This is a genomic window from Shewanella sp. BJSY2023SW001, assembly GCF_047314685.1.
Taxonomy (GTDB): Bacteria; Pseudomonadota; Gammaproteobacteria; order Enterobacterales; family Shewanellaceae; genus Shewanella; species Shewanella indica.
In genome coordinates, this window is sequence record NZ_JBKORF010000080.1 from 122,611 (window position 1) to 137,099 (window position 14,489).

The 14,489-nt window shown below is 54.1% G+C and carries 14 protein-coding genes and 1 tRNA gene; 2 read left to right on the top strand and 13 right to left on the bottom strand.

Translation table 11 applies throughout. The features are described from left to right. Positions 1 to 7: 7 nt before the first annotated feature. Together ACMHXH_RS18150 and ACMHXH_RS18155 are read right to left on the bottom strand one after the other, a co-directional pair. On the bottom strand, positions 8 to 1,090 hold the full coding sequence (locus tag ACMHXH_RS18150) for a methyl-accepting chemotaxis protein (protein WP_335911836.1): 1,083 nt from the start codon (positions 1,088 to 1,090) through the stop codon (positions 8 to 10). Between the two features lie 136 nt (positions 1,091 to 1,226). After that, positions 1,227 to 2,762 carry an MFS transporter gene (locus ACMHXH_RS18155; protein ID WP_071475811.1) on the bottom strand — a complete coding sequence of 512 codons (1,536 nt, stop codon included), beginning with the start codon at positions 2,760 to 2,762 and terminating at the stop codon, positions 1,227 to 1,229. 336 nt (positions 2,763 to 3,098) lie between these two features. Between ACMHXH_RS18155 and ACMHXH_RS18160 the strand changes: the two genes are divergently transcribed. Continuing rightward, positions 3,099 to 3,356: a DUF333 domain-containing protein gene (locus ACMHXH_RS18160; RefSeq protein ID WP_039033146.1), complete on the top strand. Its 258-nt coding sequence runs from the start codon at positions 3,099 to 3,101 to the stop codon at positions 3,354 to 3,356. 24 nt (positions 3,357 to 3,380) lie between these two features. Here the strand turns inward: ACMHXH_RS18160 and ACMHXH_RS18165 are convergent, their stop codons facing one another. Together ACMHXH_RS18165 and trpS are read right to left on the bottom strand one after the other, a co-directional pair. Then, positions 3,381 to 3,794 (bottom strand): acyloxyacyl hydrolase, encoded by a 414-nt coding sequence (locus ACMHXH_RS18165; protein ID WP_335911835.1) that lies wholly within the window; start codon positions 3,792 to 3,794, stop codon positions 3,381 to 3,383. Between the two features lie 197 nt (positions 3,795 to 3,991). After that, complete coding sequence (trpS, locus tag ACMHXH_RS18170; protein ID WP_101095433.1) at positions 3,992 to 4,993, bottom strand: tryptophan--tRNA ligase; 1,002 nt, start codon at positions 4,991 to 4,993, stop codon at positions 3,992 to 3,994. Positions 4,994 to 5,328: 335 nt separating this feature from the next. Here trpS and ACMHXH_RS18175 point away from each other — a divergent pair, with 335 nt between their 5' ends. Continuing rightward, a complete protein-coding gene (locus ACMHXH_RS18175) occupies positions 5,329 to 5,928 on the top strand; it encodes a HupE/UreJ family protein (protein WP_335911833.1) in 600 nt (199 codons plus the stop codon). A gap of 74 nt (positions 5,929 to 6,002) precedes the next feature. Here ACMHXH_RS18175 and ACMHXH_RS18180 read toward each other — a convergent pair. The 9 genes from ACMHXH_RS18180 to pdxA all read right to left on the bottom strand — a co-directional run bounded on the left by ACMHXH_RS18180 (position 6,003) and on the right by pdxA (position 14,486). Then, positions 6,003 to 6,079 (bottom strand) — tRNA-Pro (locus ACMHXH_RS18180). A gap of 112 nt (positions 6,080 to 6,191) precedes the next feature. Then, positions 6,192 to 6,644: a SufE family protein gene (locus ACMHXH_RS18185; protein WP_039033149.1), complete on the bottom strand. Its 453-nt coding sequence runs from the start codon at positions 6,642 to 6,644 to the stop codon at positions 6,192 to 6,194. 3 nt (positions 6,645 to 6,647) lie between these two features. Then, on the bottom strand, positions 6,648 to 7,862 hold the full coding sequence (locus ACMHXH_RS18190; RefSeq protein WP_335911831.1) for a cysteine desulfurase: 1,215 nt from the start codon (positions 7,860 to 7,862) through the stop codon (positions 6,648 to 6,650). 79 nt (positions 7,863 to 7,941) lie between these two features. After that, entirely contained in the window at positions 7,942 to 8,982 is a 1,041-nt protein-coding gene (locus ACMHXH_RS18195) for an NADP(H)-dependent aldo-keto reductase (RefSeq protein ID WP_335911829.1), read from the bottom strand. A gap of 301 nt (positions 8,983 to 9,283) precedes the next feature. Continuing rightward, entirely contained in the window at positions 9,284 to 11,305 is a 2,022-nt protein-coding gene (locus ACMHXH_RS18200) for a HAMP domain-containing methyl-accepting chemotaxis protein (protein ID WP_335911827.1), read from the bottom strand. A gap of 97 nt (positions 11,306 to 11,402) precedes the next feature. Beyond that, complete coding sequence (locus ACMHXH_RS18205) at positions 11,403 to 12,224, bottom strand: symmetrical bis(5'-nucleosyl)-tetraphosphatase (protein ID WP_071475817.1); 822 nt, start codon at positions 12,222 to 12,224, stop codon at positions 11,403 to 11,405. Between the two features lie 13 nt (positions 12,225 to 12,237). Then, the gene (gene apaG / locus ACMHXH_RS18210; protein ID WP_101095426.1) at positions 12,238 to 12,618 is read right to left on the bottom strand and encodes a Co2+/Mg2+ efflux protein ApaG; all 381 of its coding nucleotides are present in this window, start codon (positions 12,616 to 12,618) and stop codon (positions 12,238 to 12,240) included. 59 nt (positions 12,619 to 12,677) lie between these two features. Next, a complete protein-coding gene (rsmA, locus tag ACMHXH_RS18215) occupies positions 12,678 to 13,484 on the bottom strand; it encodes a 16S rRNA (adenine(1518)-N(6)/adenine(1519)-N(6))-dimethyltransferase RsmA (protein WP_071475818.1) in 807 nt (268 codons plus the stop codon). Between the two features lie 15 nt (positions 13,485 to 13,499). Then, positions 13,500 to 14,486, bottom strand: a complete 987-nt coding sequence (gene pdxA / locus ACMHXH_RS18220) for a 4-hydroxythreonine-4-phosphate dehydrogenase PdxA (RefSeq protein ID WP_071475819.1) — start codon at positions 14,484 to 14,486, stop codon at positions 13,500 to 13,502. Positions 14,487 to 14,489: the final 3 nt, after the last annotated feature.

Genomic DNA, 14,489 nt, shown 5'->3' on the forward strand with positions numbered 1-14,489 from the left:
CTGACGGCTACTGAACTGCGGCGATAATGCTATCTATGGCCAGTACCACCTGCATACTGGCATCTTCCATCCGTTGCAGCGCCATTACCTGCTCTGTGGTGTTGCCGGCTGCGGCCTGTTGCAGCGCCAGGCGGCCACTTTCGTGCACCAATGCATGCGGCGCTTCCAACTCGCGGAACCCCGGGAGTGAGCTATAGAGGCTGGCGCCTTGTCCTTCGTAGTACCACTTACCCAAACGGCAGTCATGGTGGCTGTTTACCGGCTGATCAAAACACTGGTTTTGCAGCAGTTCATAGATATTCTGCTTCCATACCGCATGATCCAGCTTGGTGGTGTTGAGGAAAGACACTGTCGCGGCATGGCTGATCACCTGTTGCATCTGCGCCGATTGCGCCAATACCTGAGTGACCACAGTGTCTATCTGCACCGCCGAGCTGGCCACTTCATCGGCGCAGCCTTGGTTGTCATCTGTCAGGGTTCGTATGCTTTCTGACTGAGTGATGATCTGTTGCACCAACTGCTCTATCTGTTGGCTGGCGTCACTGGCCTTGGCCGCCAACTGCCGGACTTCATCGGCCACCACCGCAAAGCCGCGACCTGCCTCTCCGGCGCGGGCGGCTTCGATGGCGGCATTGAGTGCCAACAGGTTGGTCTGTGCCGAAATGCCCTGAATGGCGCTGACAAACTGGCTGATGCTTTGGGTACTGGTATCCAGCTGCGCCACTGTTCCCAGGCTATGCTGTGACTGTGAACTGAGCAGATGGGCTCGCTCTCCCAGCCTGGCAACGGCGCTGCGGGTTTGCTCGAACAGGGCGTTGAGTTGCTCCAGTTTGCTTTGCTCCTCAAGCAGACGTCCGGCGTCTTCGGCCATGGCCTCGCGTACCGATTGCAACATGAGCCCGCCCTGGTTCTGGCAGGCCAACATGGCGGCGAAGTCGCGGTTTTGCGCCAGTGCCTGGTTCCTTTCCTGTTTAAGCTGCCCCAGTTGCAACTGCAATTGCTCCAGTGTCGCCTGGTGCTGCTGGCTCTGTTCATCGAGCCGCTGTTTCAATGAATCTATCTGCCGGTGAAGATGATGGTTAAAAAGCATAAAACTTCCTTGGATACAAATAGTTGCATTCTATTTATGGCTATTTTAAGCATAGACTTTGGCCTGTTCCCTTGGCGGGATCAAGCTCTCATTTACAATCAATATAAAAAACGCCACCCTGAGGTGGCGTTTCCAATCAGGCTTGGGCCTGCTGCATTCTCAGCAGCCACTTACCGTAGATATAGATGCCGACGGCGGAAATGGTGCCTATGGCGCCTATGATGTACCAGGCCATGCCTATGTTGTGGCTCTGGTAGAGGATCTCAGTCAGCTCGCGGCCACTTTGGCCGGTGAACTCAACCAGTTTATGAAAGGCTTCCCCCTGCGGAATGGCGGCTACATCCTTCTGTGACATGCCCTTATCCAGCAGCATCTCACGGGAGAAGATCTCTTTGGAGGCAAAGATCTCATAGAGTTTGGGGCCGAAATAGCCTTCCAGGCCCCAGCCTATGCCCTGTGGCAACATCACAAAGCCGAGGTACATGGCCTTCTTGCCTTCGGGGGCGATATTGCCCATAAATTCGTTCTTCTTCGGGCTTATCATCATTTCGCCGAGGGAGAACATGGCGATAGCCAACACGATAAACCAGGCCGCATGGGTGGCACCGATCAACACAAAGGCAAATATAGACAGCAGACAGCCGGCCAGCATGGCGCTGGTGATACGGTACTTGGCGGTCAGAGCGGCTATCAGGAAGCAGCTGGTCATAATCAGACCCGCGTTGAGGTTGAGCATGCCTTCCGGCATGACCTTGGTACCTTCGTTGTTCAGCCCGAGCCAGAATTGCAGTATGCCGTTGCTGGTGCCTTCAGGGCCAAACAGGCTGGTGACAATCACGCTGGTATCCACCCATTCGGCAATATGAATAGGCAGCACGTCAAACAGGGAGTTGAATAGGAACCAGAAGCCGGAAAACACCAGCATATAGTAGATGACTACCGGCTTTTTCAGTTCGCTCCAGGCATCTTTCCAAAGCATTTCCTGCTTGAGTTCACCGGACTTGATCTTACGTTGCCGTTCCAGGCGTTGCTCTTTACCCGGTTCTTTGTACGTCAGCAGGAACAGGAAGTTGAGCGAGATAATGGCGGCGCAGGCGTAGAACACATTGTCCCAGGACAGCTGCCGCATATGCACCGCCACCAAGGGGCCAAGGAAGCCACCGATATTTACCACCTGATAGAAGATACCCCAGGCCATGGAGGTGTTGTTACGGTTGGTGGACAGCACCAGCGTTCCCTGGATGCCGGGCTTGAAGATGCCGGTACCGGCCGCCAGCAGCATGGCACCGAACAAAAAGCCCCAGAAGCTGGGGAAGAAGGCCATACAGAGGTAGCCACAGATCTTGATGATGGTTGAGGCAAAGATGGTCTCTTTGTAGCCCACTCTATCTGAGAGCCCGCCGGTAAATACCGGCACAAAGGTCTGCAGCAAGGCCCAGAGTGAAATAATGATGCCGTAATCGCTGAGGCTGATACCTAGGCCGCCTTCGGAAGCCGGCGCCTTGGCATAGAGTCCGGCACTGGCCTTAACGCCGTAGTAGGCGATACGTTCAACCAGTTCCATACCGCCGACCAGCCAGAAGATATAGCTTAAACTGGCGATGGAGGCCCACATTCCCAGTTGCTTGACTTCGCGCAGGTCATTGCCTGCACAGGAGTTGGAGTCGCTCATACTCTTCCCTTGTCTGTATTATTATGTTTGTAGGTCTTTTATCAATTGCAGGCTAATGCCTTGTATCAAAAAAGGTGATAACCGCGACACTTTACCCGCTTTACTGTCAAACACCAAAAAACAAGCCTGATCAAATTGGAAAAATCATGATCTGCCTGGCAAAAATTGCTGCTTACTTTTAACAATATTCATAACTTTCAAATCATTAACTTGGATAAGTGGCTCATTCGCTTGCAGACCTTGCTATCTCCTTGTAGCTTGGAGTTTGTTTGAGCTGATACTGGAAAGTCTGCGGTGGCAATTGGGCGCGCCCAAGGGACTGAGCAAGGAGCCAAGATGCGAGTATTAACTGTAATGATTGTGGGCACTGTGCTGCTGTTGGGGGGCTGCTCTGAAGAGGCGGCAAAAACCGGGTCCGAGAGTCTGAAAGATACTGTGGGAAGCCCTAATCCGGCAGCGGTATTTTGTGTCGAATCCGGCGGTAAGCTGGAGCTGGTTCAGGAACAAAAGGGCACTGTAGGCTATTGTCACCTGCCGGATGGCAGCATTGTGGAAGAGTGGGCCTATTTTCGGGCCAATCATCCGCTAAATTGATTGGCCCGATCCCCTAAAAGGGTGTTAGAAACGGTAGCTATAGGCCTGGTTGACAAAGTTGAGCCCTGGGTTGGGTTTGCTGAGGCCCGCATTGGAATAATGCAGGTAGGTGATGGAGCCTGTCTGTTTGCGCTCACTGCCAAATTTGAAGGCAAAGCCTATCCCGGCCTCCAGATAAAAGTCCAGCCATTGTCCCCTCATCAGCGGGTATTTCAATATGGGTGACATGGCCAGCAGATGATTGACATCATGCTGGTTATTTTCGCCGCATTCCCAAAAGTTGATACTGGCTTTCAGGGGCAGTTCAAAATTTCCACTGATAGGTTTCAGGGGATCCAGATACAGCTGATAAGCCAGTTTGCTACCCTTGGCCTGGCCTTCTCCATGGATATAGTTGATTGCCACACTTTGTTCGGCGGCGTTGGCATAGCTTGGCATGATACAGCACTGCAATAAACTGCCCAGTAAAAAACAGCCTGGCTGGATAGCGCTCGCAGTATCAACAGTAAAAAACAGCCTGGCTGGATAGCGCTCGCAGTATCAAGGTTAGTATGAGTGCCAACAGGGGGAGTTGTTTCTGTGAGAGGCTCAGCCAAGTGCCGGGCTTATAGACTCTTGGCTGAGTGAACAATCGTTTAGCGAAGCAGATTAAGCCCGATGGCGGCTTTGACATCTTGCAGTACGGCATCACTGATGGCTCTGGCTTCTTCCGTACCTTTTTGCAGTATCGCCAGCAGTTGCCCTTTGTCTGCCAGGGCTTGCCTGCGCCGCTCCCGCATGGGCGCGAGTAATTCCTGCAGGCAGTCGTTGAGTATCCTTTTGCACTTCATATCGCCGAGGCCGCCTCGGCGATAATGGGCCTTGAGCTCGGCTACCAAGGGCTTGTCCGGATGGAAGGCATCGAGATAGCTGAATACCGTGTTGCCTTCGACTCTACCCGGATCTTCTACTCTCAGATGGTTGGGATCCGTATACATGGAAAACACCGCTTGCTTGAGTTCATCACTGCTCATTCCCAGTTCTATGGTATTGCCAAGGGATTTGGACATCTTGGCTTTACCGTCGAGCCCCGGGAGGCGGCCTGTGTCACTGAGAATCGCCTGACACTCCTTGAGCACTTCAGCCCCCACCAGGTTGTTGAAGCGACGGACGATTTCATTGCTTTGCTCCAGCATGGGCAACTGATCTTCACCCACAGGCACATGAGTGGCCCGAAAGGCGGTAATATCAGCGGTCTGACTGACGGGGTAGACCAGAAAACCCGCCGGTAGGCTGCGCTCAAAACCTTTTTGCTGGATCTCCGCCTTGACTGTGGGATTGCGCTCAAGCCGGGCAACCGTCACCAAGTTCAAGTAGATACAGGTGAGTTCCGACAGCGCCGGTAGTGCGCTTTGCAGGCAAAAACGTGTCTTGGCCGGATCCAACCCGGCCGCCAGGTAGTCGGCCATGACTTCGAGAATATTGTCGGTCACCTTGGCCGGGTTATGGCCGTTGTCGGTCAAAGCCTGATAGTCGGCGATCATTACGTTCTGATCGAATTCGTCCTGAACCTGGACTCTTTGCCTGAGCGAACCAACATAGTGGCCGATATGCAGTTTGCCTGTGGGTCTGTCGCCTGTGAGTATGATCTGTTTCATCTTGTTCTCCTTGAGATTGCCGGAGCCATAAGACGTACAGATACACAAAGGCCGCCTTATGGCGGCCCGGAAGATATGATTTTACCTATGTTTAATCCTGACGCCGCCGGTTTGGGCTGCGCCACCAAGTCTGTTGCATGAGCAATGAGTCGATTGGGGAATACATAGGATTAATCAAAAATACATTTAAAGACCCAAGGATAGTAAGTCCTGAGTCTGTGTTATGCAAGTCAATTAAAGTGAGGTTATTTGTCAGGAGTTTGTGCCAGGTCAAGCATTTTTTAACTGTAAGGTATAAGGTTAAAGCATAGTCACTCGGCAAGTGAGAGGTGCTTATGATGCGGTCCTTGTTTGCTGGCAGATCTTGGCTGTTCTTGGGTGTTGGCGCCAGTCTGCTGTTGTCGATGGGGGTTGTGGGACGCTTTCCCGAGCAGGTGATGCAACTCAACCCACTGATGTTGTTGGCCAGTCTGCTGGTGGCCGTGGGCGTCGGTGTCTGGTCGGCGCAGCTTGGTGGTAAAGCCTTGTGGGCAGTACCTCTCTCCTTTGTGCTGGTGATGTTGGCCGGTACTTTGATGGCGCAAACCTCGGTGGCGCTTATCGTCAGTAAATCCTTTGTCCTCTTGTCCATGTTTGTGCTCGGCATGTTGATTGCCGGTAATATCTGTTTTGCCACCCATATCGCTGCGGCAATGGTTGGCATGTTGGCATTTGCTCATGGCTACACCCTGGGCAGCGCCAATCTGGGTGTAGCCGACTGGACCCTCAGTGGCTCCAACTTGTTCTTGGGCTATCTGGTGGGGATTGGCGCGACGGTGTTGATCCTCAGCATGGTAGGGGAGGTAACCTGTAAAGTGCTGGCTAAGAAACAGCTGCAATACGTGCTCGGCACTTGTCTGTTGCTTGCCGGCTTGATGATGGTTGTGGCAGTGTGACGGGGCAGAAACAACAAGGGCAAGTTCGATGAACCTGCCCTTGAGTCTTTATGCCGCTTGGATAGCGGTTTGATTGGTCGGAGCGACAAGATTCGAACTTGCGACCCCTGCCTCCCGAAGACAGCGCTCTACCGGGCTGAGCTACGCTCCGACTCTGGAACCAGATGGTAAGTGAAGCTTAATTGGAAAAATGCCAACCAGGCCGCAAAATTATTCTCCGATGTGAGCTTGACAGTTGAAGCGCTGAAAAAAGCATCATGGCATTACCCTCGGCTGAGCTCGATGATTCTGCTTATCAGGGCATAGAGGCCGTTGCTGCGTGATGGGCTCAGTTGCCCCTCCAAACCCAGTTGCTTGAGATAAGCCTTGGGCTCAAATTGCGCCAGGGTTTGGCTGTCGCTGTTATTCACAGCATGCAGCAACAGGGCGATCAGCCCCTTGACGATGCGGGCCTCGCTGTCGGCAATAAACAGATGCTTACCATCGATTTGACAGTAATAGAGCCAGGCGGCGCTTTCACAGCCGCGTACCCGGGCGGCTTCAGTTTGCAGCTCGGGTGGCAGGGCCGGTAACAGCTTGGCGCCTTGCATTAACTGGCGGTATCTGTCCTGCCAATTATTGGCCGAGGAGACGGCTTCAAATAAGTCGGCCAGTGGCGCCTGGGTTTGCTTGGCAAACTGGATAAAGTCGGCAGCAGTGAGTGTTTGCTCTGTCATGGTTCAGTATCCCAGTAGTTCGGCGCTTGCCTTCAGGGCATCGAGAAAACGTTTGATATCTTGCTCATCAGTGTAGATCCCCACAGAGGCCCGGCAGCAGCCCTTGATACCCATCAGCGACATCAGTGGCATGGCGCAATGATGGCCGCAGCGTACCGCTATGCCTTGTTGATCCAGCAGTATGCCTACATCCTGGTGATGCTCCCCCTTGAGATTAAAGGCCACGGCGCCCAGATTATCCCCGTGGGCGGCGTAAAGTTCGACCCCGGCAATGGCGGATAACCCCTGTTGCAGCTTGTTCAGCAGTTTTTGTTCGGCAAGCGCCAGGGCTTGTCTGTCCTGCTGTTCGAGAAAGGCGATGGCCTCTCCCAGACCTATGACCTCGGCGATCGGCGGGGTGCCGGCCTCGAGGCGGTTGGGCAAGTCGCCAAATGTACTGTCTTGGAAACTGACGGTTTTTATCATCTCACCGCCGGTCAGCAGTGGCTCCAAGGTGTCCAGCAATTCATAGCGGCCCCAGAGTACACCTATGCCGCTGGGGCCATACATCTTGTGGCCGGAAAAAGCATAAAAGTCGCACCCCAGTTGCTGCATGTCCAGCGGCAGGTGAGCAACGGCCTGGGCACCGTCCACCACACTGATGGCGCCGGCGGCGCGAATATCCTGACACAAGGCTTTTATGTCATTGACTGTACCCAATACATTGGAAACATGGCTGAGGGCCACCAATTTGGGCCTTTGCTGGAGCAGCAGACTAAAGGCCGCCTTATTGAGGCGCAGATCTTTATCCAGCGGAATGGGTTCCAGCCTGGCACCACTGCGTTTGGCCAGTTGTTGCCAGGGCAGCAGATTGGCGTGATGAGCGCAGCTGTCGACCAGAATGAGGTCATCCTTGCCAAAGCGCTCGCCAAGGCCCCAGGCCAGCAGATTGATGGCTTCGGTGGTGCCGTGGGTGAAGATGATCTCTTCCCGCCGGGCGGCATGGATAAAATCTTGCAAGGCATCACGCACAGCTTCGTAGGCCTGGGTCGCCCGGGCGGAAAGCTGATGGGCCGCTCTGTGCACATTGGCGCAATCTTCACGGTAGAAACGCGCCATAGCTTCCAGCACCCGCTGGGGTTTTTGGCTGGTGGCGGCCGTGTCGAGATAGACCAGGGGATAATCCCCCAACATCTGGGTGAGCGCGGGAAACTGGGCGCGCAATTGTGGAGTGCTCATTGCTGTGGATCTTCAATCAAAAGGGCGCACAGATCTTTATGGATTTGTGCGCCCAATGCAAGGCGAAATATCTCAGTTATTAAGGACAGGGCAGGCGAAATCGCCTCGATAGCGAGTTGAGTTCACCGAGCAGTTCATCACTCAGCTTAAGTTGCGAGGAGGCAATGTTCTCCTTTAATTGCTCCAGATTGGTGGCGCCTATGATATTGCTGCCCACAAAGGGACGGGAGTTGACGAATGCCAGTGCCATCTGTGCCGGGCTCAGGTGGAATTTTTGGGCCAGCTTGACGTAGGCCTCGGTGGCCTCAAGCGCCAACTCGGTGCCGGTATAGCGGGCGAAGCGCTTGAACAGGGTCAACCTGGCGCCTGCCGGCCACTGACCGTCGAGGTACTTGCCTGTGAGGGTGCCAAAGGCCAATGGTGAGTAGGCCAGCAGCGGTAACTCTTCGCGGTGGCTTATTTCACTCATGCCTACTTCAAAGCTGCGATTCAAGAGGTTATAGGGGTTCTGCACGCTGACAATTCGCGGCAGGCCGTGTTTCTCGGCCAGTTGCAGGTATTTCATCAGGCCCCATGGGGTTTCATTGGAGACCCCGATATAGCGCACCTTGCCGGCGCGGATCACTTCGCTCAAGGCTTCTAGGGTATCCAGGATGGGGGTCATCGACTCCGACTCCTGCTGCTCATAGAAGAGTTCGCCGAAGAAGTTACAGTTTCTGTGGGGCCAGTGGATTTGATAGAGATCGATACAGTCTACGCCCAGGCGCTGCAGCGAAGCATCCACCGCCAGCTGGATGTTGCGCCAGTCCAGTGCCATCTTGCTGCGGATATAGTCACTCTTGCCGCCGGGAGCCGCCACCTTGGTAGCTATCACCAGGTTGTCTCTATTGCCGCGGGCCTTGAGATAGGCGCCAAGAATGCGTTCGGTCTCACCCTGAGTCTCGGGTTTGGGCGGCACCGGATACATCTCGGCAGTGTCGATAAAGTTAATCCCTTCGGCTAGGGCCATATCTAACTGGGCGAAGGCCTCGGCCTGGCTGTTTTGCTCGCCCCAGGTCATGGTGCCGAGGCACAGTTTGCTTACTTCCAGAGTAGAGTGGGGGATACGTCTGTATTCCATTGAAAGCTCCCGCTAATTTCCTTATCTGCAAGCTAACAAGCGACAGAGGTTGATTGTCAATAAATAAAACAGGTTTTTGTGTCACTTTTGTTGCTTGTGCCTGTTGCTGTAGGTAGAGGTGAAACACAGAAGTAATCGATGAGGGGAATAACCAATGGTGGATTTATGCCTTCTTTGAGCCCCAAAGCCTGGCTCTGCTTTGGAGTCTTTGGGGCGTCAATCCACTGACCTCTGGTTTGAGCGCCGAGTTTTCTCTCTATTCAGACGGTGAAACATTCTCGGCTCCGGCCAACCATTGGCGTTAAACTTTAAACTCGCCAACTGAAGCCTGCAACTCTTCGGCGAGTTGCGCCACCTGATGGCTGGATTGGGCGGTCTGATCGGCGCCTGAGGCGGTTTCTTCCGAGATCAGTGCAATATGTTCCAGTTTTTCTGAAACCTGCTGGCTGACCAGGTTCTGCTCCTGAGCGGCGTTGGCGATTTGGGTGCCGGCATCGAAGGCCTGATGAACAGATTCGCTGATAGCTTCCAGAGCCTGATTGGCTTGCTCTGTCTTGGCGACGCAGGAGTTGGCCTGGGCGCGGCCTTGTTCCATGACAGCGACCGCCTCTTGGGTGCCTGTTTGCAGCACCTGGATCATCTGCTGGATCTCCTGGGTCGATTCCTGAGTGCGGGAGGCGAGGTTGCGTACCTCATCGGCCACAACGGCAAAGCCGCGTCCCTGTTCACCGGCCCTGGCGGCCTCGATGGCGGCGTTGAGAGCCAGTAGATTGGTTTGCTCGGCAATGCCGCGGATCACATCCAGAATCGAGCCAATGGCGTCGCTGTCTGAGTGCACCTTGTTGATCACCTGTCCCGCCTTGGCGACTTCGTCGGCCAGTGCTTCTATGGTGCGGCGGTTTTCCTCGGCAATGATCCGCATATTCTGAGCTTCTTCATCGGCCTGTTTAATCTGGCTCAGGGCGTGATCTGCGCTGTGGGATACCTGCTGGGCACTTGAGCTCAGCTCTGTGGTGGCTGTGGCTACCTGATCTACCTGACTCTTTTGCTCCTGGATCCCGATAGTGGTTTGTGAGGTGACTGCCGAGGTTTGTTCGGCGGCGGCTGCCAACTGGTTGGATCTATCCAAAATGCCGCGAATAAGACCTCTGAGACTGTCGATAAGGCGGTTGCAGTTGCGGGAAAGCTCGGCAAACTCATCCTCGCCTGAGTCATCCAGTTTATGGGTCAAGTCACCGGAAGCGAGGATATTCAATGCTTGATTGATACGGTTGAGTGATGCGGTCAGTGGTTTCACCACGGCAATACTCACGGCTATGGCTACCAAAATAGCTACCAGCACCACCAATAGGGTCTGCATACTGGCCGAGTCGATACTGGCCAGGGTTTTGGCATTGATCTCGTTGGTCAGGGTTTCGATGGCCCCGGAAAGGGCTGCCATTGCCTGATTGGCATTTTGTTTGTCGGTTTCCACTTGAGCCAGTGCCACCTGAGTACTGGCCTTGAGTTCAAGTTGGATTGCTTTCTGGGCCTGAATCGAGTTTTTGCCTTTAAGATGCTGGTTGAGTTTGCCAAGCTCGCTGGTCATTTCATTGAGTATGTCGGCATCGATGACACCGTCGCCGTGACGACTGATGTATTCCAGTTTGGCCTCGGCTTCGTTGCTGATATAGCTAAGTTCTTTGACTATGATCTCGTATTTGCTGCGGTCTTCGGTGGCCACCAGATCGTAAACCGTGCTGATCAGATTTGTGACATTGCTGTCCAGTGCTGCGGCAGAAGCGGCAATTTCCCGCTCTGTGGTGTTTTCACTTTGCTCAAGATCCATCAGGTCCAGCAGCAGACTGGCGGCATCATCGGCGGTTGTCTCCAGTTGATCCCGCTGTTTATTGAGGCTTTCCTGCTGTTCCAGCGCACTGAGGTGGTCGGCCATCATGCGTTCGCTGGTGTTGATAAAGGCCTGATAATTGCGCTCTACTTGGGGCAGGATCTCTTTGAGTCCGGGTTCGTGCTGTACCAGTTTCGACAGACTGGCAAATTGCGCCTTGAAGCTTTGCTTTTGACTACCAAACAGTTGTTGGATCGGCGGCAGCTTATTGGCCTTGGGGACATGGTAACCCACCAGAACCAACCTTTGCTGCTCGCTGAGGGTCTCACTCAGTTCGCCGGTTGATTTCAGTGCCGGAATACTCAGTTGTTGTAGAACTTCTGTCGTGTTTTTCAGTTCATTGTTGGTGAACCAGGAAACAGCACCAAGCAGGATCAATAGCAGGGTGACTACGGCAAATCCTGCTATGACCCGGGTTGCTACATTCAACTTCATAGGCTACTCCGGATAAGGTTGTGGTTTTTCTCTTGGAAAAATCTTTTAGTTTTCATAGGCACGTTACCAAATGGTTATCGGCGTATGTCAGCTAAGCTTAACCTTTTTTTAACCTGGATTGGGTAATTTTTTGATCGGTTTCCAGGTGCCAGAGTGTTAGGTGTTCTCCCCAACAGCAGCCGGTATCCAGCGCCTGCAGTCTTTCGCCATCGACCTTGCCCATCAGGGCGGCCCAATGACCAAAGACCCGGGTGTAGTCAGCTGTGTTTGATGGGAATAAAAACCAGGGTTTGAGATTGGGATCTTCGCATTTGGCCGGCGGCACCTTGCAGCTGAAGTCCAGAGCGCCGTCGAGATAGAGGTAACGCATTCGGGTCAGGGCGTTGATACAGTACCTGAGTCTGGGCAGGCCACTGAGCGCACCGGACCAGTCTTCCGGCTCTTCTGTGTACATCCGGGCGATGAGACTGTCTAAATAGTCGGCTCTTTGCAATGCCTGGCTGACGGCGTCCGCTTCCTGTCGCAAGGTTTGGATGTCCCACTGGGGCGGCACGCCTGCGTGGGTCATGATGAGTTTGTGTTCGGGCAACTCACGCATCAAAGGCTGGTTTCTAATCCAGTCGATGAGACTGTCTATATCTGTAGCGTCCAGTAGCGGTTGTAGCTTGTCGCTGGGTTTGGCGCGTTTGAGCCCGGCCTTGACGGCCAGTAAATGCAGGTCATGATTACCCAGCACAGACTTGGCCGAGTCGCCGAGATCGCGGAAGAATCTCAAGGTCGAGAGAGAATCCGGACCGCGGGCGACCAGATCGCCGACCGCCCACAGCTCGTCCTTGGAGGGATTAAAATCGACTTTCTCCAACAGGCGTTGCAACTCGTTGAAACAGCCTTGAATATCGCCGACAAAATAGTGAGCCACAGTTATCTGCCCATTAGTGCACCTGGCCGGGTACAGCCAGGCGGAAAGGAGGGATCTGGGCGTAGAAACTCTCGCCCGAATCGGTTTCCATCAGGTAGCTGCCTTCCATAAAGCCCAGCGGCGTTTCCAGCACTGTGCCGCTGCTGTATTGGTAGGCGGTATTGGGCTTGATCCTCGGAGTTTCGCCGACGACACCAGCACCCTGAACTTCGCTTTGTTGACCATTGCCATCTGTTATCACCCAGTGGCGACTCTTGAGGGTCACCGCCTCATCACCCAGGTTGATAATTGTGATGGTGTAGCTGAAAAGATACTTGTCTTCATCCGGCGCAGACTGGTGTTCTATATACTGGGTCTGCACCTCGACTCTGATACGGCTTTTCTGGGGGTTCATCTTAAGTTCCTGGCCAAAATCTCTGATGGAAAGGAAGGACGCCGACCGGCGTCCGGATGTTATGCCTGGCGGTCGCTCAGTAAGTTGGCGATGGCGACATATTGCTCGACGCTGATCTGCTCGGGTCTGAGGCCGGGATCGATTCCCAGGGTCTCATAATCGGCATCATCAAGCAGCCCCTTGAGGTTATTTCTCAGGGTCTTGCGGCGCATATTGAAGGCGGTGCTGGTTACCTTGCTGAGCATGGCAACGTCTTTGGCCGGCCAGGGTTTGGTTTCATAGGGCACCAGACGCACTACGGCGGAATCTACTTTAGGTGGCGGCGTGAAGCTGCCCGGAGGCACTTCCAGTACCGGCACTACCTGGCAATAGTATTGGGCCATGACGGTGAGGCGGCCATAGGCCTTGCTGCCCGGGCTGGCTGAAAGCCGCAGTACCACCTCTTTTTGCAACATGAAGTGCATGTTGGTGATCTGCTCGGCATATTCAAACAGATGGAACATCAGCGGCGTGGAGATATTGTATGGCAGGTTACCGAAGACCTTGAGCTTCTTGCCCTCGACCATGAGTTTGTTGAAGTCAAACTGCAGGGCATCACCCTGATGGATTTCCAGCTTGTCTTTCAATACCGGGTGCTGCTTCAGACGTTCCACCAGATCTCTATCCAGCTCGACCACGGTCAGCTTGTCTATGGCACTGGCCACAGGTTCGGTCAGGGCCGCAAGACCCGGGCCGATTTCGACCATGACATGCTCATTATCCGGGGCGATAGCCGCCACAATACGGTTGATCACATTGTCGTCGGTCAGGAAGTTTTGTCCGAAACGTTTTCTGGCGGTATGGCCTAAGTGTACTTTATTGCTCATTGATACTCAGTTGGATCAGTTTTTACCGGCCAGTTCTATGGCCTTGTTGAGTGCACAGACGAAGCTGCCGATATCGGCCTTGCCTGTGCCTGCGAGTTCCAGTGCCGTGCCATGATCCACCGAAGTGCGGATATAGGGCAGGCCCAGCGTAATGTTGACCGACTTGCCAAAGCCTTGTGATTTGAGCACGGGCAGGCCCTGGTCGTGGTACATGGCCAGCACCACATCGGCGTCTTGCAGATATTTGGGTTGGAACAGGGTATCGGCAGGCAGAGGGCCTATAATGCGCATCTGCTCCTGTTCTCTGAGCTCGTTCAGCGCCGGGATGATCACATCCAGTTCTTCCCGACCCAGATGACCATCTTCACCGGCATGGGGATTGAGGCCACAGACATAAATCTTGGGGTTGTCCAGGGCAAACTTATTCACCAAGTCCTGGTGCAGTATCTTGATGATCTGATGCAGGCGTTCACGGGTGATCGCCTTGGAAACGTAAGCCAGTGGAATGTGAGTGGTCACCAAGGCTACCTGCAGACCTGGGCAGGCGAGCATCATCACCACATCCTGGCAACCGGCCTGATGGGCAAAAAACTCGGTATGGCCGGAAAAAGGGATCCCGGCCTGATTGATAATGCCCTTGTGAACCGGACCTGTCACTACAGCGTCAAACTCGCCGTTCATGTTCTTTTCACCTGCATAACGCAGGGTGTCGACCACATAGGCGCTGTTTTGCTCATTGAGCACGCCGCAGCGCGGCTCACAGGCCATGGGAAAGGGCACTATGGTCAAACTACCGGCTTGCTGTGGCTTGGCCGCTTGGCTTGGTTGATAAGGCTTGAGCTGGAGACTGAGCCCCAGCATCTTGGCGCGCGCCTGCAATAAGGCAGGATCCGCGCACACAACCAGCTCGGCCGGCCAGTCGCGCTGCGCCAGCTGTACTACCAGATCCGGACCTATGCCGGCAGGCTCTCCGGGGGTAATGGCAATACGTTTAATATCCAAGCG

What these genes read in the sequence shown, in the direction of transcription:
- ACMHXH_RS18155 (WP_071475811.1), bottom strand. Translation starts at nt 2,762, where the DNA reads ATGAGCGACTCCAACTCCTGTGCAGGCAATGACCTGCGCGAAGTCAAG.
- ACMHXH_RS18200 (WP_335911827.1), bottom strand. Translation starts at nt 11,305, where the DNA reads ATGAAGTTGAATGTAGCAACCCGGGTCATAGCAGGATTTGCCGTAGTC.
- ACMHXH_RS18190 (WP_335911831.1), bottom strand. Translation starts at nt 7,862, where the DNA reads ATGAGCACTCCACAATTGCGCGCCCAGTTTCCCGCGCTCACCCAGATG.
- ACMHXH_RS18165 (WP_335911835.1), bottom strand. Translation starts at nt 3,794, where the DNA reads ATGCCAAGCTATGCCAACGCCGCCGAACAAAGTGTGGCAATCAACTAT.
- apaG (WP_101095426.1), bottom strand. Translation starts at nt 12,618, where the DNA reads ATGAACCCCCAGAAAAGCCGTATCAGAGTCGAGGTGCAGACCCAGTAT.
- rsmA (WP_071475818.1), bottom strand. Translation starts at nt 13,484, where the DNA reads ATGAGCAATAAAGTACACTTAGGCCATACCGCCAGAAAACGTTTCGGA.
- ACMHXH_RS18195 (WP_335911829.1), bottom strand. Translation starts at nt 8,982, where the DNA reads ATGGAATACAGACGTATCCCCCACTCTACTCTGGAAGTAAGCAAACTG.
- ACMHXH_RS18175 (WP_335911833.1), top strand. Translation starts at nt 5,329, where the DNA reads ATGATGCGGTCCTTGTTTGCTGGCAGATCTTGGCTGTTCTTGGGTGTT.
- ACMHXH_RS18185 (WP_039033149.1), bottom strand. Translation starts at nt 6,644, where the DNA reads ATGACAGAGCAAACACTCACTGCTGCCGACTTTATCCAGTTTGCCAAG.
- ACMHXH_RS18150 (WP_335911836.1), bottom strand. Translation starts at nt 1,090, where the DNA reads ATGCTTTTTAACCATCATCTTCACCGGCAGATAGATTCATTGAAACAG.
- trpS (WP_101095433.1), bottom strand. Translation starts at nt 4,993, where the DNA reads ATGAAACAGATCATACTCACAGGCGACAGACCCACAGGCAAACTGCAT.
- ACMHXH_RS18160 (WP_039033146.1), top strand. Translation starts at nt 3,099, where the DNA reads ATGCGAGTATTAACTGTAATGATTGTGGGCACTGTGCTGCTGTTGGGG.